23 protein-coding genes are annotated in these 22188 nt (G+C 64.8%); 8 read left to right on the forward strand and 15 right to left on the reverse strand.

Features of this window, described 5'->3' with window-relative positions:
* Positions 1-6: 6 nt before the first annotated feature.
* The 5 genes from BKG76_RS05920 to BKG76_RS05940 form a co-directional block, all read right to left on the reverse strand.
* A complete protein-coding gene (locus BKG76_RS05920; RefSeq protein WP_070936628.1) occupies positions 7-1098 on the reverse strand; it encodes a CaiB/BaiF CoA transferase family protein in 1092 nt (363 codons plus the stop codon).
* A gap of 42 nt (positions 1099-1140) precedes the next feature.
* Entirely contained in the window at positions 1141-2187 is a 1047-nt protein-coding gene (locus BKG76_RS05925) for a hypothetical protein (RefSeq protein WP_070936629.1), read from the reverse strand.
* Positions 2184-2978 carry a hypothetical protein gene (locus BKG76_RS05930; protein ID WP_070936630.1) on the reverse strand — a complete coding sequence of 265 codons (795 nt, stop codon included), beginning with the start codon at positions 2976-2978 and terminating at the stop codon, positions 2184-2186. Before BKG76_RS05930 ends, BKG76_RS05925 begins: the two co-directional genes overlap by 4 nt.
* Positions 2960-3862, reverse strand: a complete 903-nt coding sequence (locus BKG76_RS05935) for a hypothetical protein (protein ID WP_070936906.1) — start codon at positions 3860-3862, stop codon at positions 2960-2962. Before BKG76_RS05935 ends, BKG76_RS05930 begins: the two co-directional genes overlap by 19 nt.
* 103 nt (positions 3863-3965) lie before the next feature.
* Positions 3966-4955, reverse strand: coding sequence for a hypothetical protein (locus tag BKG76_RS05940; RefSeq protein WP_070936631.1), 990 nt, complete (start codon positions 4953-4955; stop codon positions 3966-3968).
* Between the two features lie 238 nt (positions 4956-5193).
* Here BKG76_RS05940 and BKG76_RS05945 point away from each other — a divergent pair, with 238 nt between their 5' ends.
* The 7 genes from BKG76_RS05945 (at position 5194) to BKG76_RS05975 (ending at position 10869) form a co-directional block, all read left to right on the forward strand.
* Positions 5194-6159: an ABC transporter substrate-binding protein gene (locus BKG76_RS05945; RefSeq protein ID WP_070936632.1), complete on the forward strand. Its 966-nt coding sequence runs from the start codon at positions 5194-5196 to the stop codon at positions 6157-6159.
* Between the two features lie 144 nt (positions 6160-6303).
* Complete coding sequence (locus BKG76_RS05950; RefSeq protein ID WP_070936633.1) at positions 6304-6759, forward strand: Zn-ribbon domain-containing OB-fold protein; 456 nt, start codon at positions 6304-6306, stop codon at positions 6757-6759.
* Positions 6756-7232 (forward strand): Zn-ribbon domain-containing OB-fold protein, encoded by a 477-nt coding sequence (locus BKG76_RS05955; RefSeq protein WP_070936634.1) that lies wholly within the window; start codon positions 6756-6758, stop codon positions 7230-7232. The genes BKG76_RS05950 and BKG76_RS05955 overlap by 4 nt, the downstream gene beginning before the upstream one ends.
* Positions 7225-8295: a thiolase domain-containing protein gene (locus BKG76_RS05960; RefSeq protein WP_070936635.1), complete on the forward strand. Its 1071-nt coding sequence runs from the start codon at positions 7225-7227 to the stop codon at positions 8293-8295. The genes BKG76_RS05955 and BKG76_RS05960 overlap by 8 nt, the downstream gene beginning before the upstream one ends.
* Positions 8292-9446 carry a thiolase domain-containing protein gene (locus BKG76_RS05965; protein WP_070936636.1) on the forward strand — a complete coding sequence of 385 codons (1155 nt, stop codon included), beginning with the start codon at positions 8292-8294 and terminating at the stop codon, positions 9444-9446. Before BKG76_RS05960 ends, BKG76_RS05965 begins: the two co-directional genes overlap by 4 nt.
* Positions 9443-10228 (forward strand): enoyl-CoA hydratase-related protein, encoded by a 786-nt coding sequence (locus tag BKG76_RS05970; protein WP_070936637.1) that lies wholly within the window; start codon positions 9443-9445, stop codon positions 10226-10228. Before BKG76_RS05965 ends, BKG76_RS05970 begins: the two co-directional genes overlap by 4 nt.
* Positions 10225-10869, forward strand: a complete 645-nt coding sequence (locus tag BKG76_RS05975) for a TetR/AcrR family transcriptional regulator (RefSeq protein WP_070936638.1) — start codon at positions 10225-10227, stop codon at positions 10867-10869. The genes BKG76_RS05970 and BKG76_RS05975 overlap by 4 nt, the downstream gene beginning before the upstream one ends.
* Here the strand turns inward: BKG76_RS05975 and BKG76_RS05980 are convergent.
* From BKG76_RS05980 to BKG76_RS06000, 5 genes are all read right to left on the reverse strand, one after another.
* A complete protein-coding gene (locus BKG76_RS05980) occupies positions 10866-11678 on the reverse strand; it encodes an enoyl-CoA hydratase/isomerase family protein (protein ID WP_070936639.1) in 813 nt (270 codons plus the stop codon). The two genes, BKG76_RS05975 and BKG76_RS05980, sit on opposite strands and share 4 nt — an antisense overlap.
* On the reverse strand, positions 11675-12445 hold the full coding sequence (locus BKG76_RS05985) for an SDR family NAD(P)-dependent oxidoreductase (protein WP_070936640.1): 771 nt from the start codon (positions 12443-12445) through the stop codon (positions 11675-11677). The genes BKG76_RS05980 and BKG76_RS05985 overlap by 4 nt, the downstream gene beginning before the upstream one ends.
* Positions 12446-12459: 14 nt before the next feature.
* Entirely contained in the window at positions 12460-13041 is a 582-nt protein-coding gene (locus BKG76_RS05990; protein ID WP_070936907.1) for a TetR/AcrR family transcriptional regulator, read from the reverse strand.
* 68 nt (positions 13042-13109) lie between these two features.
* Positions 13110-13547: an SRPBCC family protein gene (locus tag BKG76_RS05995; RefSeq protein ID WP_070936641.1), complete on the reverse strand. Its 438-nt coding sequence runs from the start codon at positions 13545-13547 to the stop codon at positions 13110-13112.
* Between the two features lie 28 nt (positions 13548-13575).
* A complete protein-coding gene (locus tag BKG76_RS06000; protein ID WP_070936642.1) occupies positions 13576-14319 on the reverse strand; it encodes an SDR family NAD(P)-dependent oxidoreductase in 744 nt (247 codons plus the stop codon).
* 106 nt (positions 14320-14425) lie between these two features.
* On the opposite strand from BKG76_RS06000, the gene BKG76_RS06005 reads away from it, so the two are divergent.
* Positions 14426-15316, forward strand: coding sequence for an alpha/beta hydrolase (locus BKG76_RS06005; protein ID WP_070936643.1), 891 nt, complete (start codon positions 14426-14428; stop codon positions 15314-15316).
* A 39-nt stretch (positions 15317-15355) separates the two neighbouring features.
* On the opposite strand, the gene BKG76_RS06010 is transcribed toward BKG76_RS06005, so the two are convergent.
* The 5 genes from BKG76_RS06010 to gabT form a co-directional block, all read right to left on the reverse strand.
* A complete protein-coding gene (locus BKG76_RS06010) occupies positions 15356-16876 on the reverse strand; it encodes a PucR family transcriptional regulator (protein WP_070936644.1) in 1521 nt (506 codons plus the stop codon).
* 18 nt (positions 16877-16894) lie between these two features.
* The gene (locus BKG76_RS06015) at positions 16895-18010 is read right to left on the reverse strand and encodes a CaiB/BaiF CoA transferase family protein (protein WP_070936645.1); all 1116 of its coding nucleotides are present in this window, start codon (positions 18008-18010) and stop codon (positions 16895-16897) included.
* Entirely contained in the window at positions 18007-19467 is a 1461-nt protein-coding gene (locus tag BKG76_RS06020) for an aldehyde dehydrogenase family protein (protein WP_070936908.1), read from the reverse strand. Before BKG76_RS06020 ends, BKG76_RS06015 begins: the two co-directional genes overlap by 4 nt.
* 38 nt (positions 19468-19505) lie before the next feature.
* Complete coding sequence (locus tag BKG76_RS06025; protein WP_207543747.1) at positions 19506-20669, reverse strand: acyl-CoA dehydrogenase family protein; 1164 nt, start codon at positions 20667-20669, stop codon at positions 19506-19508.
* A gap of 67 nt (positions 20670-20736) precedes the next feature.
* Positions 20737-22095 carry a 4-aminobutyrate--2-oxoglutarate transaminase gene (gene gabT, locus BKG76_RS06030; RefSeq protein WP_083337920.1) on the reverse strand — a complete coding sequence of 453 codons (1359 nt, stop codon included), beginning with the start codon at positions 22093-22095 and terminating at the stop codon, positions 20737-20739.
* Between the last annotated feature and the right edge of the window lie 93 nt (positions 22096-22188).

Here is a 22188-nt window from a genome sequence, read left to right on the forward strand (position 1 = left end):
GCTAAATCACCAGCCGATATCGGCGAGCTCTGTTGTGTCCTTCGGCGGCGCCTCGATCGGCCCACTCGGCGTCCGTGAAAAACGCGGAGCCGGCGCGGCCTGGGTCACTCCGTTGACGTCGACAATCGTGCCGCGATCACGAAGGTGCTCATTCTGCTTGGCCTCGCTCCAGGTGAGCACCGGCGACACGCACGCGTCGGTGCCGATGAAGATCTCGGTCCACTCGTCACGCGTCTTGGTCTTGAAGGCGTCGTCGAACATCTTGCGCATCTCGGGGTAGCGCGCCTTGTCGAGCTGGAACGGAACGCTCTCGGGATCCAGCCCCAGGCCCTGCACCAGGATCGCGAAGAACTGCGGCTCAATCGATCCCACCGCCATGTACTTGCCGTCGGAGGTCTCATAGGTGCCGTAGAACGGCGAGCCGCCGTCGAGCAGCCCCGCCTCGCGCTCGTCGAACAGCAGGCCGTTGTTGTACATGGTCCATTGCATCTGAGCCAACTGGCTGACACCGTCGACCATCGCGCCGTCGATGACCTGCCCCGTGCCCGACTTCTCACGCTCGTACAGCGCGGCCAGAATGCCCTGCACCAAAAGCATTGAGCCACCGCCGAAGTCCGCGACAAGATTCATGGGCGGCATCGGCGGGCGGTCCTTGTAGCCCATCGATCCCAGCGCGCCGGTCAACGACAGGTAGTTGATGTCGTGCCCGGCACGCTCAGCCATCGGGCCGTTCTGGCCCCAGCCGGTCATCCGGGCGAAGATCAGCCGCGGGTTGCGCTTGGCACACTCTTCGGGCCCGATCCCGATACGCTCACACACTCCGGGCCGGAACGGATCCAGCAGCACATCGGCCTTGTCGACCAGGGCCAGCAACGCCTCAGGATCCTTCTTGACATCCAGGTTGACCAGCCGCTTGCCGCGATGGAACAGGTCGGACTCCTCGGCGGGGATCGCAAGTCCACCCGGCCGGCGCACCCGGATGACGTCTGCACCCAAGTCCGACAACATCATCGCCGCATGAGGCCCGGGGCCGATGCCGCCGAGCTCGATCACCTTTACGCCCGCAAGAGGGCCTGTCTTGACGCCAGTGTCAGCCATGGGGCCACCCTAGCCAGTCAACCCGTTGGTTGGGAAGTGCGGCTAGAGCGACGACGAGATGGCGGGTGACGAGGTCTGCGCGGGTGCCGGTACCGGAGTCGGGGTGGGGAAATTGGGTATCACCGGCCGTGACGTGCTCGGTGCCGCCGGGGCATCCGAGGCCGGCGGCGGGCCGGGCGGCGGGGTGTACTCATACGCGGGCAGCGGCGCGGGTGGTGGATGGTCGTCGTCCTCCCGCCAGTGCGTCGACTCGAACAGGTCGATCACCTTGCCCAGATCGTGCAGTCGCAGCGCCGGCGGACGGCCCCCGCGCGCGTCCCTGATGCGCTGCGCCTCCCAGGCGACGAGGCATTGCGCGGTCGGCGTGTTGTACAGGCTTTCCAGGAAGGGAGTCAATGCTTTTGCGAGATCACCCTCGGCCTTGAGGACATCGTTCCGGTACGGGCCGTAGTACGGAAGGATCGCCTCCAGAACGCGCACCATGATGGTCTGGAAGCGCGTGACGAACTGGTCGATCATCCACGGATGCCGGGACAACAATGGGGAGATCCGGGCCAATACCGGGCCCATCATCTTCAGAATCGGCTCATAGGCGGTGGCCGGGGCGAATGCCTCCGAGGAGAACACACCCGCTGCCGGTGCCACATCGATCAGCGAGGCCAATCCACCCTGCTCATCCGGACCGGGTGCCGGCCAGCCGAAAGGGCAGGGCTGGGCCACGGATATCGGCAGACCGCGATCGGTGACCGAAGGGAGCGCGCCAAATGGGCCCGCCGCAACCGGACCCGGCGGATGCGAGGGTGGCTGAGGACGGGGCAGCGGCGCCACCAACTGTGGCCCCGGCGGTGGCACCGGAATCGGGATGGCACCCTCGGGAATCGATCCATCACGGTTCACAATCTGATACCCGACGATGGGCGCACGCGCAGGTGAATACGACAGTTGGGTAATGGCGGCCACGCTGCCGATTACGGTAATGGCAGCGAATGTCCTTACCGCGATGCCGAATACACGTTCTTTCGAGGGCCTGCGACTGATGGTCGTGGTGGCGGTGATCGGCGCCGTCTCTTCGGCGGGAGTTGCGCTCATCGATCCTTCACCACACCTTCAAGGTGCCAGACCCCAGTGAAGCTGTTGAACGGGCCACCCACAATGAGACTCGTCCAATCCAGGGTGAACTTCTTGGTGCCTTTGTCGTAAGTACCTGTGGCCTTAGGGCTTTCGCCATCCACGGAATCGTGACCGACCCAACGTCCGGCGACGAACTCCCAGACCTGCTTGGCACGGGCCTCACCGGGAATCTGGGCCTGCTCCTTGGCTTTCGGCTTGGGAGCACCCTGGTTGAACTCCTGCCGGTTCCATGAAGCGGCCCACGCCGACAGGTCCGCGGAGATCGTGTCTCCCGAGACCGTCGCGGTGGGCGCCGACAGCTCGCGCTGAGTCTGCGGGTCAATCTTATTCGTGGATATGCCGAATTCGATGTTGAAGAACTTGGTGGGCTGGGTCACCCGGGCCGCCAGCGAGTATCCGGTGGCCTCGTCGAACGCCGGATCCGGTTCACCCTGATAGTCACCCAGAACCAGCCCGCCATCCGCGCCCGGCGAGAGCAATGTGGCAGCCCCCTGCGGCACAGGCGAATTGGCGTTGGGCATGAACGGGCCCTCTTGCGGGTTACCGCCCGGCTGCACCATCTTGAACCAGGTGCCACTGAGCTTGTTGCCCTCGATCTTGCCGGGCTCCAAGGCCAACAGCCCCTTGAGAGCGGATTCGGCCGGCTTCTCCGACGCGCAGGCGGGCGCAGTCACCAGCACGGTGGCCGTCACCGCCACCCCGAGCGCACACCGCAACATCGTCTTCGTCGTCACTTTGTGTTGGGCCATCGAAGAACCCCTTTCGAATCGAGGGCGACCACGGCCGCCAATACACCGGGCACGAGAAAGAACCACCCGAAGTAGTCGAATGACCGGAATCCCAGTGGGGCGGTGATCCGGTCGAGCGCCACCACCCTGCCGAAGTTGTCCACGTTGTCAGCCATCACGCCGATCAGAGAAGCGAAATCCGCTGTCATCGGCTGCCACTGGGAAACAAGCGCATCAATACCCGGAACCGCACGGGCCGGATCGTGTCGCCGCAGATCACCAAGGAACTGGGTGTCCAATTCCCCCTCCGCCGCCACCAGCACCACGAAATGCTGCTGCACGGCTGCGACCCGCTCATGGGCCATGATCGGGGTGAACGCATCAATGAGCTGCGCACCCGCCGGCGCCCGAGAAAAGAGCCCGTCCGCGAACGGCACGGCGATCAGCACTGCAGCCGCCAGCACCGCCAGAGCCCTCGCACCGAAGGCCTTCTCGCCCTCGCGCGTGCGCCGAAGGCCCCAGACACCGGCCCCGACCAGGGCCAGCCCCGGCACCGCCAGCAGGAACGGCAGTACGTCAAAGGGGCCCACTGCCCGCAACTGTTCGTAGTTGCGCACCTGACCATCCACCGCGTCCAACAGAGCGTTCATGTCTTGTCGAATGGACGGATATTGCGTGACAAAGGAATCCAGCCGCTCGTAGCGTCCGCCCGCGGCCGCCTGAGTCGCCTGCACATCGGCGCGCGCCGCATCGACGGTGTCCAGGTAACCGCGGAACTTGACGAGCACCTCCGAGGAGACAAACGGACGGAACTCGGTGAGCAACTGCTGGCCGCCCGCGGCCCGCGTGAACATGCCGGTGATCACCGGCAGTACGAACAGCAGCACACCCAGTGCGATGAGCACGATGAACGACCACCGGGGCTTTGGCGCCGGTCCGGCCTCCGCCACCACCGCTTCTTCGCCGACAACATCGGCGTAGGACGGTAGGGCAATGCCGGCTGGCCCATCATCGGCCACGGTTGAAGATCCGCTCCCCCACCACAAACAAGATCCCCCCACCGATGGCCACGAAGACCAGCAGCGCGATGACCCACGGCGGGGTCACCGTGCGTGGGTTGTCATCAACGGGCAAGGCGATGAGCTGCTGACCCGCCGACAGCGGCGGCGGCGAGGCGAACTGTTGCCCTGCCTGGACCACCACCTGCCCCGGGGCCGGAGCCACCGGTGCCGCGGCGGCCGGCGGTGCGTCCGGCGGAGGCGGCGCGCCCGGTGCGGGCGCAGGCGGTGGTGCGGCGGCCGCACCACCGGCACCACCCCCTACCTTGCCGACCAGGTGCCACAGCCCGGTGAAGTCGTTGAAAGGACCTCCGACGATCTGGCTGGTCCACTCGAGGATGAAGGCACCCGAGCCGCGGTCGTAGGTGCCGGTTACCGCCGTGGTCTTACCGGGAAGTGCGCCACCAGGTTTCGGCGCTCCCTGGTTGAAGACCTGGTTGTTCCACGTCACGCCGAAGGCACTGAGGTCACCACCGAGCTTGTCGCCGCTCACCGTGATCTGCGGGGTGGACGTCGCCTGCCCGGTCTGCGGATCCGTCTGGTTGGAGGCAGTCGCAAAGCCCACGCCGTAGAACTTGACCGGCTGAGTAATACTGCCAGACACCGCATTTCCGTTTCCGTCGAAGGCGCTGGCAGGCTGCGGCTGATACTCACCCGACTTCAGACCGCCATCGGTGCCCGGTGCCAGCAAGGTGACCGTGTTATCCGAGCACGTCGAATCACCATTTGCCAGGTAGGGACCGGAAGCGTCACCGGCGGGCAGGATCATGCGGAAATAGGAGCCGGTGGCGCGACCCTCTGCGCAGCTACCGGGCGTCAACGCGAACAGTCCGTTCAGCGGCGTCGCCGTATCGGCGACCGCCGGATAGGCGGCAGGCGACATCGCCGCGGCTGCCACGACCAGGGCGACCGTCGCGCGGCGGGTGAGATGCTTAATCATCGGTGTCCTATTGCAGGCTTATTGCACTGTTGCTCTGACCCGTAGCACGAGCTCGGAACGGCGCAAACGTATGAAGGTCCCGATGGCGCGTCAATGGCAACGCCCAGCAACCGATATCTAGCCTGGTGACGTTCCCCCAGGTGGTGGGCGTGCAACCCTGTGGACGGTCGTTCGATTCACCTCGAGCCGATTCGGGTCACATTCGTTATCGCCACTGGCCGGTGGTAGCTTGCTCGGCATGGCAAAGGCCGGGTGGCGCATGATTGCCACGCTGCTGATCTTGCTGGCGCTCGCCGGGTGTTCTCGCGATCACAGTCCGGCGCCCAGGCCAACCATCGTGCAGGGGCCCGACGGTTTCCCGGTCAGCATCCCGCACCGGTACGGCGGTACCTACCTGGTATCGCGGCCCGATCGCGTCGTCACGTTGGGATGGAACGACCAGGACCTGGTGCAGTCGTTGGGCACCAAACCGGTCGGTGTCCGGTTCACACAGCCGGAATACCCCACGTATCCCTGGGTAGCTCCCGAGGTCTCACAGCCACCCGTCGTCTCGGGGGTGGAATTGAACTTCGAGGCCATCGCGGCCGCGAAACCGGATGTCATCGTGGCCATCGGGGCCGATATCGATAGACCGAGCTACGACCGGCTCACCCGGATCGCACCCACGGTTGTCTCCGAAGATCGCGTCGACCGAGCCGAAACGCCTTGGTACAACCAGCTCTTCACTATCGGCAAGGCTCTCGGCAAGTCGGATCAGGCGCGCATCCGGTCCGAAGAGGTCGGGAGCCGCTACAACCAGGTACGTAGCGGGCACCAATATTGGGTCAACCGCACGGCCGCCGTCGACTGGGTTGCCGACGGGCAAGGCAGCGTCTTGGTCGGCTTCCGCGATCCGCGACGGGCGGTCTTTGACGGTCTGGGATTTCTGAGTCAGCGCTATGCCGGGCCCGTACCCGACAACGAGCTGAAGGCCAAGGCCGACGAAGACCTCCTCGTGGTGGTGGGGGCTACCGAACAGCAAGCCAAATCCACGGCCGGTCTGGCTGACCTTCGCGCTGTCACCGAGGGACGCGCCATCTACATCCCGGCGGACAGCCCAGTGGTGAGTGCCCTGCGACTCGGTGGACCGCTGGCGCGGATCTACGCCCTCGAACAGCTGACGCCACAACTGGAAAAGGCGCTGAAGCCACCTCCGCCGCGATAACCGGCAGTCTCTTTCCCGCGTGTGAGCACCAGCGCGCGCACTGAACTCGTCTGTGCGACGTAGATCCATGGCCCCCATCACGTGCGTGCTACCGTCCTAATCGCTTGATTGAATCAGTCGATAGAAACCTTCTCTGGGAGGGCTGTGGCCGACCAAAACGCCGAGTCTCTGAGCGCTGCGTACACGATCGAGTTCGGATTCGAGCGGACTGTCGGCCCCAAGATCGGCGCCTTCCTCGGGGGCCTGCGCGACGGTCGACTGTTCGGAGTGCGCACCGCCAGTGGCCAGGTCTTGTGCCCGGCACTTGAATTCGATCCGGCGGACGGCAGCGCGACCGGCGACCTTGTCGAGCTTGAACCCAAGGGGGTTGTTCTGCAATGGACTTGGGTGCCACCAAGGCCAGCAGATGAGCTGCAGACCAGTTTCGCGTGGGCACTCATCCGCATCAAGGGAACCGCCAACTCGATGTTCCACGCGGTCGACGTGGGTGGGAATCCCGCGGCGATGAAGACGGGGTTGCCGGTCGCACCGCGCTGGCGCCCCGACCGCGTCGGTGCCATCACCGACATTGTCTGCTTTCAACCGGCGGGTGGGCAGTGACTGCCTTACCCGAGCCGGTCTCCTCGATCGCCAGTCCGTTTCATATGGACTACACATATGTCGCGGGCGCGGGCCGCTCGGTGTTCCTGCGCGGGTTGGCCCGGCGACTTCTGCTGGCACGCCAGTGCCCGGGATGTGAGCGTACGTATTGTCCTGCGCCGCAATTCTGTTCGCGATGCCTCACCGAGCTCGGTGCCCCGTACCCGCTCGCCGGTACCGGCACGGTGGAGACGTTCTGCATTGTCAGCTTCCCTTTCCCGGGACAGGTGTTCACGCCTCCCTACGCGGTGGCGCATATCCAGTTGCACGGCGCCGATACCCGGCTCATGCACATGATCGGCGATACCGAGCCAGACCGGGTTCACATGGGGATGACCGTCGAGCCGGTCTGGGTGGCCGACGAAGATCTTGCCGCGACCATGCAAAGCATCCGTTACTTCCGCCCGTCATCGAACGAGGCAGCCCATGCGTGACGTTGCCGTGGTGTCCTTTGCCCAATCACACTGCACCACCGCCAATCTCCACGACGATATGGCCGAGATACTGCTCCCCGTCGTCCGCGAGGCACTTGCCCAGGTAGAGCTGCGCCGGTCGGACATCGACTTCTACGCATCCGGCAGCCACGACTTCTTCGAAGGCCGCACGTTCGCATACATCGAATCCCTCGACGCCGTCGGCGCCTGGCCGCCGATATCCGAATCGCATGTCGAAATGGACGCCGCCTGGGCCTGTTACGAGGCATGGGCATGGCTCCAACTGGGCCACGGTGATATCGCGTTGGTCTACGGCATCGGCCGCGGCGCGTTGCCCGTCGACCTGGACCAGGTGATGCCCTCCTCGTTGGACCCCTACTACCTGACCCCCTTACATCCGCATCGCCACGCGATCGCCGGGTTGCAGGCGGCCGCCACCATCGAGGCCGGTATCACCACCGAGCGCGAGATGGCCGATGTGGTCAACCAGTCACTGACCGATGCGCTGTCAAATCCCTTCGCACTCAAGGCAGGCGCTCCGGGAGTCGAGGCACTGCTCGAGGAGCCGTACATCGCCTCGCCACTGCGTCTGCACGACACCGCACCGGTCGGTGACGGTGCGGCGGTACTGATCCTGGCCACCGATCAGGTCGCACGGCGGCTGACCCGGCGACCGGCATGGATCCGGGCGATCGATCACCGGATGGACACGCACTACCCCGGATCACGAGACCTCGCAGTACTCGAATCCGCCCGAATCGCCGCCGAAAAGGCGGCCATCATGGCCGGTTTCTCGGCCGCCCACGTGGAGGTCGCCGAACTGCATTCCGAATACAGCTATGCCGAACCACTTCTCACCTCGACCTTCGGCATCGAGAATGCGCTCGTCAACCCATCGGGTGGGCCGCTGGCGGGCGCCCCCGCCACCGCCACGGGATTGATCCGCATCGGCGAGGCCGCCCGCACCATCATGCAGGGACGGGCCACCCGCGCACTGGCGCATGCCACCAATGGTCCCGCGCTGCAGCACAATCTGGTCTGCCTGATGGAGACAAGCGCATGAGTCGCAGTGTCGCCGTGATCGGCATCGGGCAAAGCAAGCAAGCCAAGAAGCGCGACGTGACCATCGCGGCACTGGTCCGCGAGGCGGTGGACGGCGCGCTGGCCGATGCAGAGCTGACCTTCAGCGATATCGATGCGATCGTGCTTGCCAAGACCCCCGACCTGTTCGACGGGGTGATGAACCCCGAGCTGTACCTCGCCGATGCGATCGGTGCGCGCGGTCTGCCGGTCACGCGGGTGTTCACCGGTGGAAGTGTCGGCGGCCACGCCGCCATCTACGCCGCCCACCTCATCCAGGCACGACTCGCCGGGCGGGTGCTGGTCGTCGCGTATTCCAAAGAGTCCGAGGGTAATTTCACCTGGGCGCTATCGCGCCCACTGCCGTTCAGCGCTCAGCTCGGGGCCGGCGCCGGCGGCCATTTCGCACCGGTGATCCGGGAGTACATCCGCCGCTCCGAAGCACCGGAACACATCGGCTGGCAGGTGGCCGTGAATCATCGCCTCAACGCCATCCGAAACCCGTACGCGCATATTCACAAACCCGACATCACCGTCGAGGAGGTACGCAACTCACCGATGCTGTGGGACCCGATCCGCTTTCTGGAATCGTGCCCGTCATCGGATGGTTCGTGCGCGGTCGTCGTTTCCTCAGAGGTACATGCGCGACTCGCGCCCCGGCCGCCGGCCTGGATCCACGGCACCGGATGGCGCACCGAGACAGGGCATTTCGCGGGCCGGGACGAGGTCAATCCGCGTGCCGGCCAGGAGTGTGCCGCCGCCGCGTATCGCGAGGCAGGCATCACCGACCCCGCCTCCGAGGTGGATGTCTCCGAGCTCTACATCCCCTATAGCTGGTATGAGCCCATGTGGATGGAGAACATCGGGCTGGCACCGGAGAAATCGGGCTGGCGCGCCGTCGACGCGGGCCACACCGCATTCGGTGGCAGGCATCCGATCAATCCGTCCGGCGGGGTGCTCTCGGGCAACCCCACCGGGGCCACCGGCCTGCTCCGGTTCGCCGAGGCCGCCTTGCAGGTACGCGGGCTGGCGGGAGAACATCAGGTCCACGGGGCCAGGCGCGCGATAGGCCACGCCATGGGCGGTGCCTCGCAGTTCCACGCGCTGTGGGTGGTGGGAAGCGAGAAACCATGAACGAAGACCGAGAGCTCCTCGTCGAACGCGAGGGCCCGATCGTGGTCCTGACCATGAATCGCCCGCATCGGCGAAATGCGCTGTCCACCAAGATGGTCGGGCAGTTCGCCGAGGCATGGGACGAGATTGACGGCGATGATGGCATTCGGGCGGCCATCCTGACGGGTGCCGGCTCTGCCTACTGCGTGGGCGGCGATCTGAGCGACGGGTGGATGGTCCGCGATGGCTCGGCACCACCGCTGGATCCGGCCACCATCGGTAAGGGCCTGCTGCTCACCCATACGCTGACCAAACCACTCATCGCGGCGATCAACGGCGCCTGCCTCGGCGGCGGCTGTGAGATGTTGCAGCAAACCGACATCCGCGTTTCCGACGCGAACGCGACGTTCGGCTTTCCCGAGGTTCAGCGCGGGCTGGTGCCCGGCGCGGGGTCCATGGTCCGGCTCAAGCGGCAGATTCCCTACACAAAGGCCATGGAGATGATCCTCACCGGCGAACCACTCACCGCCCAGGAGGCATATCATTTCGGGCTGGTGGGGCATGTGGTGCCGGCGGGCACCGCATTGGACAAGGCACGCAGCCTCGCCGAGCGGGTGGTCCGCAACGGTCCGCTGGCCGTGCGCAACGCCAAGGAGGCGGTTGTGCGCAGCGGATGGATCGCCGAGGAAGAGGCGCGCGCCATCGAGGCTCGACTTACCCGCCAGGTCATCACCTCCGCCGATGCGCGCGAGGGATTGACAGCATTTCGGGAGAAACGAGAGGCACGGTTCACCGGACAATGACCAGCACCGCGGCCGAACCTTCGGGGTTGACCAACGATTCCACCGACCAGCGCTTACTCAGCGCTGCCGAGCGGCTATTCGCCGAACGCGGTGTGGACGCGGTGTCGCTGCGTGCCATCATGGCGGCAGCCGGCACCAATGTCGCCTCGGTGCACTACCACTTCGGATCCAAGGAGCGTCTCATCGAGGCCCTGCTCGACAGGTACCTCGATCAGATAGAGAAACGGCGGTTCGCCCTGCTGGACATCGCCGAAACCGCCGGGACACTACGCACCATCGCCGAAGCGATTGTCACCCCGCTGGCCGAGATCGGCGAAGAGGGCTCGACCGCATGGCTTTCCACGCTCGGCAAGCTCATGATCAGCGGGCATCCCGCGTTGATACCCATGAGCGTGAGTTTCCAGCCGCAGGCGGCGCGACTGCAGGAGCTCATCGTGCGGCTGCGCCCGAACGCGCCGCTACCGTCCATCCGCTTCGGCGTCACCCATGCGGTGACGCTGACTTGCGTCGTGCTCGGCGATATCGCGCACACCAATCGCCTCATGTCGCTCAGCGGAACCTATCTGGACGACAGGCAGATGAACGCACAGCTGATCGACATGGTGACAGCGATCCTGGCCGGCCCTCCCGAAGAGGGTTAGCCGCGTCCTTCGCGGAATGCGTCAAAGGACCGGCGCAGCTCTCCTGTCGCCGTGCACATCACCTGGGTCCTGTTCTCCAGGTCGAGCGCATGGCGCAGGCTGGGCGCATCGATCGTCTGCCACATCGTCTCTTTGGTCATCCAGACCGCTAAGGGCGAATGCACGGTGATCTCACCGGCCTTCGCCAGCGCCGTCTCGAGAAGACTCTCGGCGGGAACCACGTCGAAGACCAGGCCGATACGTTGTGCCTCCTCGGCGCCAAACACGCGGCCCGTCAACATCAGCTCCGCGGCGCGCGCCGCGCCCACCAGGCGCGGCAGGTGATAGCTGGTGCCCATATCGCAGTTGGACACCCCGTGACGAATGAAGACAGCGCCGAAAGATGCTTCCGGACAGGCGAACCTGATATCGCAGGCGAGTGCCAGCGCGAATCCGCCACCAACCGCATGCCCGTTGACGGCCGCGATGACCGGCTGGCGCAACCGGTGTATCCGTTCGAACAGGGAGGCCATCAGCTCCTGAGCGGCAAGCGTGCGCACCAGCTCGGAGTCTGTCGCGCCCAGCAGCGCGGCCGTGGAGGTGGCACCGGTACTGGTGAAATCACTCGGCAGCGATTTCAGATCGGCACCGGCACAAAAGGATGCGCCGACCGCGGTGAGAACCACCACCCGGATCTTCGGGTCGCCATCGACCTTCTCGATCACCGAATGCAGCTCGGCCACGGTCTGCGGATCCAACGCGTTGCGGCGCTCCGGGCGATCGATGGTGACGACCAGGATTCCGTTGTCTCGCTGTTCGCTACGGATCATCGGGCCACCAGCCCGCCGTCGGCGATGATGGTCTGACCGGTGATGTAGCTCCCCGCATCAGACGTGAGAAGAAGTGCGGTGCCTACCATTTCGTCGGGCAGCCCGAGCCGTTTGAGGTGGTTGGCGTTGGCCATCCGCTCCACTTCCGCCTGCGGCGTCTTGCGCACCATGTCGGTGTCGATCGCACCGGGCGCGAGGGCGTTGACGCGCACACCCCGCACGGCGAGCTCGGCCGCCGCCGAGCGTGTATACGCGACGAGGGCAGCCTTGGCCGCCGAATACATCGACACACCCTGACCAAACATGAAGGCGCCCACCGACACTACGTTGAGAACCGCCGCATGGCGACTGGCCACCAGATGCGGCAGCGCGGCCTGAACGAGGAAGACCGGTCCACGCAGGTTCACGCCGAACGACTTGTCCCACCCGTCGACGGTGAAGGCGCCAACCGGTTCCGTGAGGGCGTTGGCGGCATTGTTCACCACGATGTCGATACCGCCGAACTCCTCGACAGTGGCCCGCACCAGCTGTTCGAGAGACTCGATGTCACCGGTGTGCGTAGGCACCCCCAACGCCCGTGCGCCCAGGGCGCGCAGGTGCTCGACCGTCTCGGCACATGCCTCTGGTTTACGGCTTGCCACAACGACATTGGCACCCGCACAGGCGTACCCCTCGGCAAGAGCCCGTCCGATCCCGCGGGTACCTCCGGTCACAATGGCGGTACGTCCGGTGAGATCGAACAGACGTGAGTAGGTTTCTCGATTCATCGCTTCCTAACTTTTCACTCATCCACAAAACTCGCGGCGCGCACGACGTCCAGAATCTGCTCGATGAGCGCGTCGTCGGCAGTTCCGCGCAGCACGCCGTGGTACACCGCCATGCCCACAATGGTGTCGAAGAGCGCGTCCGCTCCCGGCCTCGCCACGCATCCCCCGGCAGCTACAGCCTCGGCGTGGGCGACCCGGAATGCTTCGCGCAGCGGCGTTTCCGTGCGCTCCACCAAGCCCGCGTACTGGCTCGGTTCACGGTAGTACTCGACCAGCAGTCCAGGCATCGCCGCACGGGTGGCAGGGTCGGCGAAGTACTCGACGACGGCGCGCACCAAAATTGGTAGATGGTCCCGAAACTCGGCGTGGCCGGCAAGCGCCTCGGGCCAGGGCCGGTCTGCGATCGCACTTTCCACCATGGCGGCCTGGGTGGGCCAGCGGCGGTAGATCGTGGGGGCGCCGATTCCGGCGGCACGGGCCACCGCGGGGATGGTGGTGCCTTGATATCCGTCGGCGGCCAACATCCGGCGCACTGTCTCGCGCACCGCGTCATCCTTGTCGGGATCGCGGGGCCGTCCGCCCTGGTTTCTGTCCACCATCCGACCGTTCCACTAGTTTCGATATTTAAAATAACGATACTAGTGGAACGCGCCGGAGAAAAGCCCTATCGATATGTGGCCAGAACCTGCTTGCGCAGCCCGTCGGTGGCGGTTTCCATGGCGCCCTTGATGGCCCGCTTCAGCACGAATCCAGGAAGCGGGATCAACGGGTCGACAGTCAGCTCAAACTTCACGTGCGTCTTGTCCCCCTTGGGCGTGAACGTGTATTTGCCGTCCTGACGCCGCTGCTGGCCGGACTTGACGAGGGTCCAGCTGACCGTGTCGGGACCCCAGCTGTAGGCGACGGTTTGTTCGTCGGTGATGCCCGCCGTCTTCACCTTCATCTTCACCTCGTGCGGTCGCCCGCCCTCACCCGTCGTCAACACCGTGGAACTCTGATGCGCCGAGGACCATTTCGGCAGCACCTCGAAGTCGGCGATGACGTCCATGATCTGTTCAGGGGTCGCTTCGATCACAATTTCCCGGGTATCGCTCGTGGCCATGGATCTGACCCTAGCGACCCTCCGGGTTCTAGACCGTGAATCCCCCGTCGATATTGATCGAGGTTCCCGTGATGTACCAGGCTTCATCGGAGACCAGGTAGCTGACCAGGCTCGCGATATCGCGCGGCTGACCATAGCGCCCGACCGCGATATTGGGGCGCAGAATCTCGGCCAGCGCACCGTCCTCCGGATTCATATCGGTGGCCACAGGACCCGGCTGAACAGTGTTGATGGTGATACCGCGGGGCCCGAGCTCACGCGCCAATCCGCGGGTAAGGCCGGCCACGGCGGCCTTCGACATCGAATACAACGACGCGCTGGCGGTGGGCGAACGGTCACCGTTGATGCTGCCGATGGTGATGATCCGGCCGCCGTCCTTCAGATGCGGGGAGGCCGCCTTGATGGCCGCAAAGACTGCCCGTACGTTGACCGCGACAATCTTGTCGAAGTCTTCCAAGGTTGCGGTGTCCACGTCGCCAAAGGATGCGATACCAGCATTATTGACCAGAATATCCAGTCCACCAAGGTGTTCGGCTGCCTCGTTGACAGCGGCCGTAAGCTGCGCCGGGTCGGATACATCGGTCTTGACGGCCAGCGACCAGCCACCGTCCTCCTTGACATCGGCCACGACGTCCGCGGCCTGTTGCGCCGAACTCGAGAACGTGAACACCACACGTGCACCGTCTTCGGCAAGCCTGCGCACAATGCCCGCGCCTATCCCGCGAGATCCGCCGGTCACGAATGCGCGGCGACCCTTCAGTGGTGGAGTCATGGTGGTCCTTCCGTAGGTACGCAGGGGTCAAGCGGACTCAGCTGCGAAACATTCCCCGTCACGCCAAACTGTGACGGTATGTGCATCCCGCAGGCATACTCGCTATGTGTCGTCGCCTGACATTCACCCCGATCTCCGCTTGGCTGCCAGGGTATTTCCGCGGCAGGTCGGGCTGCCCCGAACGCTCCCGGTGCTGCGCGCGAGCATCCACCTCTCCGACCTGATCCCGAGATGCGGGGTGCGGACCATCGCGGTCAACGGTGATGTGACCGTCCGCGCGCACCTGCCCAAGAACCTCAAGGAACCATCCCCGGCCCTGTTGTGGATTCACGGCGGTGGCTATGTGCTGGGCACCGCACGTCAGGAGGACTTCTTCTGTCGCATGGTCATGCAACAAACGGGATTCCCGGTGGTGTCCGTCGACTATCGGCTGGCACCCGAACATCCCTACCCCATTCCGCTCGAGGACTGCTATGCCGCGCTGCGCTGGCTGTCCGTGCAGGGGTGGGTCGATCCGACGCGCATCGCCATCGGCGGCGCCAGCGCCGGCGGCGGACTGACCGCGGCACTCGCTCTGCTGGCGCGCGATCGCGGCGAGGTAGCTCCAGCCTCACAGTTGCTGATCTACCCGATGCTCGATGACCGCACGAGCGACCGCACCGGTATCGGCGGCACCAACCTGCGGGTATGGAGCGCCGAAAGTAACCGGTTCGGTTGGGACTCGTACCTCGGCGACGCGGACCGCGATATCGCGGTGCCGGGGCGTCGCACCGATCTGGCCGGATTGGCGCCGGCATGGATGGGCATCGGAACGGCCGACCTGTTCCACGAGGAGGATCTGGTGTACGCCGAACGCCTACAGGCCGCCGGGGTCCCGTGCGAATTGGAGGTGGTACCGGGCGCCTTTCACGGTTTCGACAGACTGGCGCCCTGGGCGGACGTGTCGAAGGATTTCGTGGCCAAGGCGTGCCGGCACCTGCAGGGTGCGCTCGACTGAGCCGAGAGCGTATCCAACTCCTTTCCGCGGCAACGCAAATCACCTCAATAACGCGCGGGCGCGGAGGGCAATCCACAACGCGGCCCGGGTGTCCGCGGACTGCAGGTCGCAGTCGAGAAGCGCCGTGATCCTCGCAGTCCGGTTCCTCATGGTGTGCCGATGGACACCGAGGCTCAGTGCGGCGGTTTCCATCTGACCGTTGCAGCTCAGGAAGGACTCGAGCGTATCCAGCAGCGTGGTATCCGAATCATCGCCGAGCAAGGGCGCCAGCGACTGTGCCAGCAATGCGAGTTCACCCGGTTCCTTGCCGCCGAGGAGCATGCTGTAGATGTCTCGGTCGTCGAACTCTGTCACTCGCCCATCCGGGTGAGCACGTGCCGCCGACCGCGCCTGGTGAAGCGCCAGCTGAACCTCGCCGAGCCGAGCCCTCCTGCTGATACCCGCGCATATCGAGCGCCCCAGCGCGGTGCCCAGGCTTCGGTGAAGGTCTGCCGCACGGCCGGCATTCTTCGCGGCCAGCACCACCACGATCTCACCGGATACCGCGGACATGAGAAAAGGCGCTCCCCCGGTCAAATATCGGCTGGCATGTAGCTCACCCGGTAACACCGAGCCGATATTGGAAAGCACTACCACGACGACTTCGGTGTCCGGGTCGAATCCGAAGTAGCGCAATACGCCTCGGTCTGCCGTGGCGGGATCCGCCAGCAGTGCCCGGGTCACCGCGGCCCGCAGCCGCTGCTCCGCATCGGCAACCCGCGCGGGCTTCTCCAGCTCGATCGCGATCAGCGCCATGGCGTGCGACACGAGCAGGCGCTGGGCGGCGGTCAACGCATCCTCGGACCGCACCGCGAGATATCCGCGCTCAGCCTTGCCTGCACGAACCGTCTGGATTGTGCAGTAACCCTCACGGTCGGCGACCACCCGGCTGGCATGCTTGCGACCGTCATCGGGAAAGGCTCGGCGGGTGACCTCAGCCAGATGCTCGGCATCATTGCCCGCCTCGGCCAGAAGCGTTCCGTCCGTTGCGGTCACGATGACGGTCGCCGCCAAAGATCGACTCAGCGCCGACACCACACCCGGCGCACCGTCACGAAGCGTGGCGCGCACCAGCACATCTTGCTGGTCCACTACCCGCTGCACCGCGCGGAGTTCGTCCGCCGTCAGTTCATCGATCACGGCCCTGGTGATGGCGATGAACGGAGTGCGCACCGGCACCTGCAGAATCGGTAGACCCAATTCATCACCGGCAGCGAGGATTCCAGCAGGCACCTCGGAGAAAGTCGTTCCGGTATCGAATGCCAGGGCAGCAACGTTCTTCTCGGACAGCCTCGCCGCATACGCGTACTGCTCGGCATGACTGAGCCCCACCGTCAGCCCGGTGGTCATCACCAACTCCCCGCCGAACAGGTACGGGGTCGGATCGTTCAGTTCGATGGCATGGGCCCACTTGATAGTCCGCGAAGCGCCGACCTCACCTGCGGACAGCACAAGTCCCAGATCAGCTCTCTGAGTCAAGCTCCTGACGGTGATCGGCACGGTTAGACGGTACTCGGCCACGTCCCGACAATGGCCTGATCAAGCCTCAGATCGTCCCAAAGGCGGCGGGCCGTTGCGATACCAGACGGGGGTCTGCGACATCGAGATCGGATTGGCCACCTGCGGTTCCGGGCTGCCGGGCACCGTCACCGACACGTCGAGCCCGATGCGCTCGGCGAATCGGAAGGCTTCCGCGACGTCGTTGATGGGACCCGCCGGGACACCCACCTCGGTCAGGATGTCGTACCAGTGGTCAGCAGTCTTTTCTCTGAGCCGGTGTTCCAACACCTCGACCAGCGCCTCACGGTGCTGGACGCGCATCGGGTTGGTTCCGAATCGGTCGTCCTGCGCCAGCACTGGCAGTTCCAGCGCGTGTGCAAGGAGTCTGAACTGCTTGTCGTTGCCCACCGCGATCGCGATCGGCCGATCCGCGGTCTCGAACGTCTGGTAAGGCGCAATGCTGGGGTGCCGGTTTCCCAGCGCACCGGGCACCACACCTGCCCCCAGATAGCCCGAGGCCTGGTTGACCAATGAGGACAACAACACTGACATCAGATCGGTGTCGACACGCTGCCCCTGCCCGGTGCGATCTCGATATGAGAGTGCGGCGAGTATCCCGGACAACGCATGCAAAGCCGTCAGGACATCAACAAGCGCAACACCGACTTTCGACGGGTGCCCGGGATCGGGCCCGGTGACGCTCATGAGCCCACCGACCGCCTGTACCAGCAGGTCGTATCCGGGTAGATCCGCTCCACCGGTGCGACCGAAACCCGTTATGGCACAATAGATCAAACCTGGATTGAGCTCCTTCAAACTGTCATATCCCAGGCCGAACTTCTCCATGGTGCCGGCCCGGAAGTTTTCCACCACCACGTCGGCTCCGCTGGCCAATTCCCGTGCCCGCTGCTGGTCCTCCGGGCTCGTCAAATCCAGAACCACCGATTTTTTGTTTCGGTTGACCGCGTTGAAATACGTGGCCTGGCCGTTCGAATCGTAGGGAGGTCCCCACTGGCGAGTGTCATCTCCCAGCATGGGCCGTTCTATCTTGATCACCTCGGCACCGAAGTCCCCCAACATCATGGTCGCGTAGGGGCCGGCGAGCACCCGGCTGAAGTCGACCACCACCAACCCGTCTAGCGCTGCGGGCGTCACATTCCCTCCCCGCCGCGCAGGTACACGGTGGTGGTGTGGGTGAAAAACTCTCGCGCGGCCCGGCCTTGTTCCTTGGGGCCCAGCCCGCTCTTCTTCGCGCCACCGAAGGGAACATGGGGATCGGCACCGGCCGATTCCGAATTCACATGCAGGATGCCGACGTCCAAACAATCGACGGCCCGCAATGCTTGAGTGAGATCCTTGGTGAAAATTGCTGCGGATAAACCAAACTCGCTGTCATTCGCCAAGCCGAACGCCTCCTCGATGTCTGCGGCACGACGCACCGCCAAAACCGGGCCGAACAGTTCCTCGGTCCACAGGTCCGCCGCTTCCGTGCCAAGTTCCATGATGGTGGGTGCGATGAAGTAGCCGCCGGCCAGGGGGCCATCCGCGTACCCGTTCCCGCCGGCGATGGTCACCGCCCCCTGCGCGGACGCTCTGCCGATCCCCGCGGAGATCGCGGCGAACGCCAGCTCACTGACCACGGGTCCCATCTGCGTGTCGTCTGCGCAGGGATCTCCGACCACGAGCGCGTCCGCGCGGTTCTTGAGCCGTGACAAGAATGTGTCTGCGATGCCATCAGTGAGCACCAGGCGCGATGTCGCGGTGCACTTTTGGCCCGTTGACCGAAAGGCCCCCAACAGAACTTGCTCCACTGCCAGGTCGACATCGGCATCGTCGAGAACAACCGCGGCATTCTTGCCGCCCATTTCGGCTTGAACCGGTATACCCCGCGCTGCCCCTGCTGCCGCTACGCGCCGGCCCACGCCCGTCGAACCGGTAAAGGTGACAGCATCGACCCGCGAGTCGGTGACTATTGCATCACCGACACTGGAATCCCCCACCACAAGGTTCAACACACCCGCCGGCAGCCCGGCGGCCTCGAATGCCTGAGCAAGGCGCATCGCGAGGAGCGGTACCGTACTCGCCGGCTTCCACAGCACGGTGTTGCCATATACCAACGCGGGAGCGATCTTCCAGGCCGGTATCGCGATAGGGAAATTGAACGGTGTAATGACCCCGACGACACCAACGGGCTTGCGGGTCACCAGGATGTGCTCGCCGCGGCGCGGTGAACTGAACATCTCTCCGCTCTGCCGGTCGCCCTCATTGCCGTAGTAGCGCAAAATTTGGGCGGCCCGCCGAACCTCTGCGATGCCCTCTGCCTTGGTTTTTCCTTCCTCCGCAGCCAACTCCAGACCCCAGGAGTCCGCCCTGATATCCAGAACCGCGGCGGCGTGCAGCAGCACCGCACCCCGCTCGTGCATGGGCATGGCGGCCCACCCGGGCTGTGCCACACGAGCCGCCGCGGCCGCCTCATCGAACTCCGCTGCCCCCGCAGCGGGTCCTTCCGCGACAACACGGCTGGGGACAGCAGGGCACACGCTGACGACCGCCTCGCCGGCACCGGTGACCCACTGCCCGGCAACAAAACTCTGAATCTCGTTGGTAACCAACGCCAGCATGTCTATCTCCGTTTCAAATGCGCGAGGGTTCAGCGGAACGCTGCTTGCCCGGTGAGGGCCCGCCCGATCGAGAGCAAATGCATCTCGGAGGTGCCCTCGTAGGTGAGCACCGATTCCAGGTTGTTGGCATGCCGCAGTGGCGAGTACTCGAGCGTTATACCGCTCGCGCCCAGCAGAGTACGACATTCGCGGGCGATGTTGAGCGCCTCACGCACGTTGTTCAATTTGCCCAGGCTGACCTGTTCGGGGCGTAGTCCTTCCGAGTCCTTGATGCGGCCAAGGTGCAGCGCCAACAACATCCCCAGACCCAGTTGGACCGTCATGTTGGCCAGCTTCTCCTGACTGAGCTGATAGCTCGACAGCGAGCGCCCGAATACCTCACGGGTCCGGGTGTAGTCCAATGCCGTGTGCAGGCTGTCACGTGCGGCACCCAGCGCGCCGAAGATGATGCCGAACCGTGCCTCGTTGAGGCAGGACAGTGGGGCCGAAAGCCCCCGGGCACCGGGCAGTTCCGCCGATGCCGGCAGTCGCACACCATCGAGCACCAACTCGGAGGTCACCGATGCCCGCAGCGACAGTTTCTTGTGAATTGCGTGGGCACTGAATCCCTTGGTGTCCGTCGGCACGACAAAACCACGCACGCCCTCGTCGGTCTGCGCCCACACCGTGGCGACATCGGCAAGGTTTCCGTTGGTGATCCACATCTTGGTTCCGTCGAGCACCCAGTCCTTACCGTCGCGGCGCGCACGCGTCCGCATCCCGGCCGGGTTGGAACCAAAGTCGGGCTCGGTCAGCCCAAAGCAACCAATGGCATGACCCGATGCCAACTGCGGCAACCATTCCTGCTTCTGTTGTCCGGAACCGTACCGGTGGATCGAGAACATCGACAAGGAGCCCTGCACCGAGACGAAGCTCCGCAGACCGCTGTCACCGGCTTCCAATTCGAGACATGCCAACCCATAACTCACGGCATTGGTGCCGGCGCACCCGTAGCCGTCTAAGTGCATGCCGAGCACGCCCAGCTCGCCGAATTGACGTGCCAGCTCCCGGGGAAGGGTGGCAGACTCAAACCATTCAGCGATGTTCGGGCGCAGCTTGGTGTCGACGAACTTCCGCACCGTGGCCGCGATGTCGCGCTCGTCCTGGTCCAGTCGGCGATCTGTGTCGAAGAGTTCCAGCGGTGTCGAGCACACCTCTGGCGAGGAAATTACGGAAGCAGACATGTCAAAACTCCTTGGGGTCTGGATAATTCGTATGGTCTTAGAGGGACCGGAATGCGTCGCGCAGTACGGCGAGGGCCTCACACAGCAGCTCATCCGACATGGAGAGCGGCGGCAGGAATCGCAGCACGTTGCCAAACGTTCCGGCCGAAAGTGCCAGCACTCCGTTGTTCTGGCAGTACCTCAAGATCTCCGCCACCGCTTCGCGGTTCGGTTCCTCGGTGCCCGGTAGCACCAACTCGGCGGCGATCATCGCGCCGCGGCCACGGATGTCGCCGACAATGCCGGTCTCCGCCGAGATGATGCCCAACTCCCGTACCAACACCTCGCCGATATCGGCCGCACGCGTGAGTAAGTCGTGGGCCTCAACCTCCTCGAAGACGCCCAGCGCCGCCGCACAGGAAAGTGGGTTGCCACTGAAGGTGCCACCGATGCCACCCGGATGCGCGGCATCCATGATGTCGGCGCGACCCGTCACGGCCGCCAACGGCAGCCCGCCCGCAAGCCCCTTCGCGGTGGTGATGAGGTCCGGTACAACCTGCTCATGCTCGGACGCGAACCACGCACCGGTGCGGGCGATTCCGGTCTGAACCTCGTCGGCAACCAGCAGGATGCCCCGTGCCCGGCAGAAGTCGGCGACCATCGTCAGGAATCCGGGTGCCGGGACGATGAACCCGCCCTCACCCTGGATCGGCTCTACCACGACGCAGGCCACCGCTTCGGCACCTATCTGGTAATCCACGAGGGATGCGAACTGGCGGAACGCATCTGCGGCGCAGTTCTCGGTTCCGGACGGCCAGCGATAGGGGTGTGCCATCGGCGCCCGGTAGACCTCCGGGGCGAACGGCCCGAATCCCCGTCGGTAGGGGGCCTGTTTGGCGGTCATGGTCATCGTCATCAGCGAGCGGCCGTGGAACGCGTGATCGAACACGACCACCGCCGGCCTCGCGGTGGCCACCCGGGCGTACTTCACCGCGTTCTCTACCGCTTCGGCACCGGTGTTGAACAAGGCGGTGCGCTTCTCGTGATCACCAGGGGTGATCCGATTGAGCGTCTCGGCAACCTCGAGGTATTGCTCGTAGGGCGTCGCCAGGAAGCAGGTGTGGGTGAATCGCTGCGCCTGTGCCGTAACGCGGCTGACCACGGCCGGCGCACTGTTGCCCACGGTGGTGACGGCGATGCCGCTGCCCAGATCGATGAAGCTGTTGCCGTCCACGTCGACCAGCACGCCGCCGCCCGCCGCCGCGGCGTAAACACCGGCACCGCTCACCAACCCGGCCGGCAGCGCTTTGGCACGGCGGGCCGTCAGCTCGCGCGAGCGTGGCCCAGGCACTTCCGTCGCCATTCGCCGTACCTGGGCCACTCCCGGCCCTCCCTTGAGGCTAATCATCGAGGTCATCAGGTCTCCTTCCGCTCGATGTCATCCCGACAGTAGGAGCAGGCCGGTAGCCAGCTGAATATCCAAATTGGAGATACGTGATCTTTTCAGTGT

The sequence above is a fragment of the Mycobacteroides franklinii genome (assembly GCF_001853795.1).
Lineage (GTDB): Bacteria > Actinomycetota > Actinomycetes > Mycobacteriales > Mycobacteriaceae > Mycobacterium > Mycobacterium franklinii.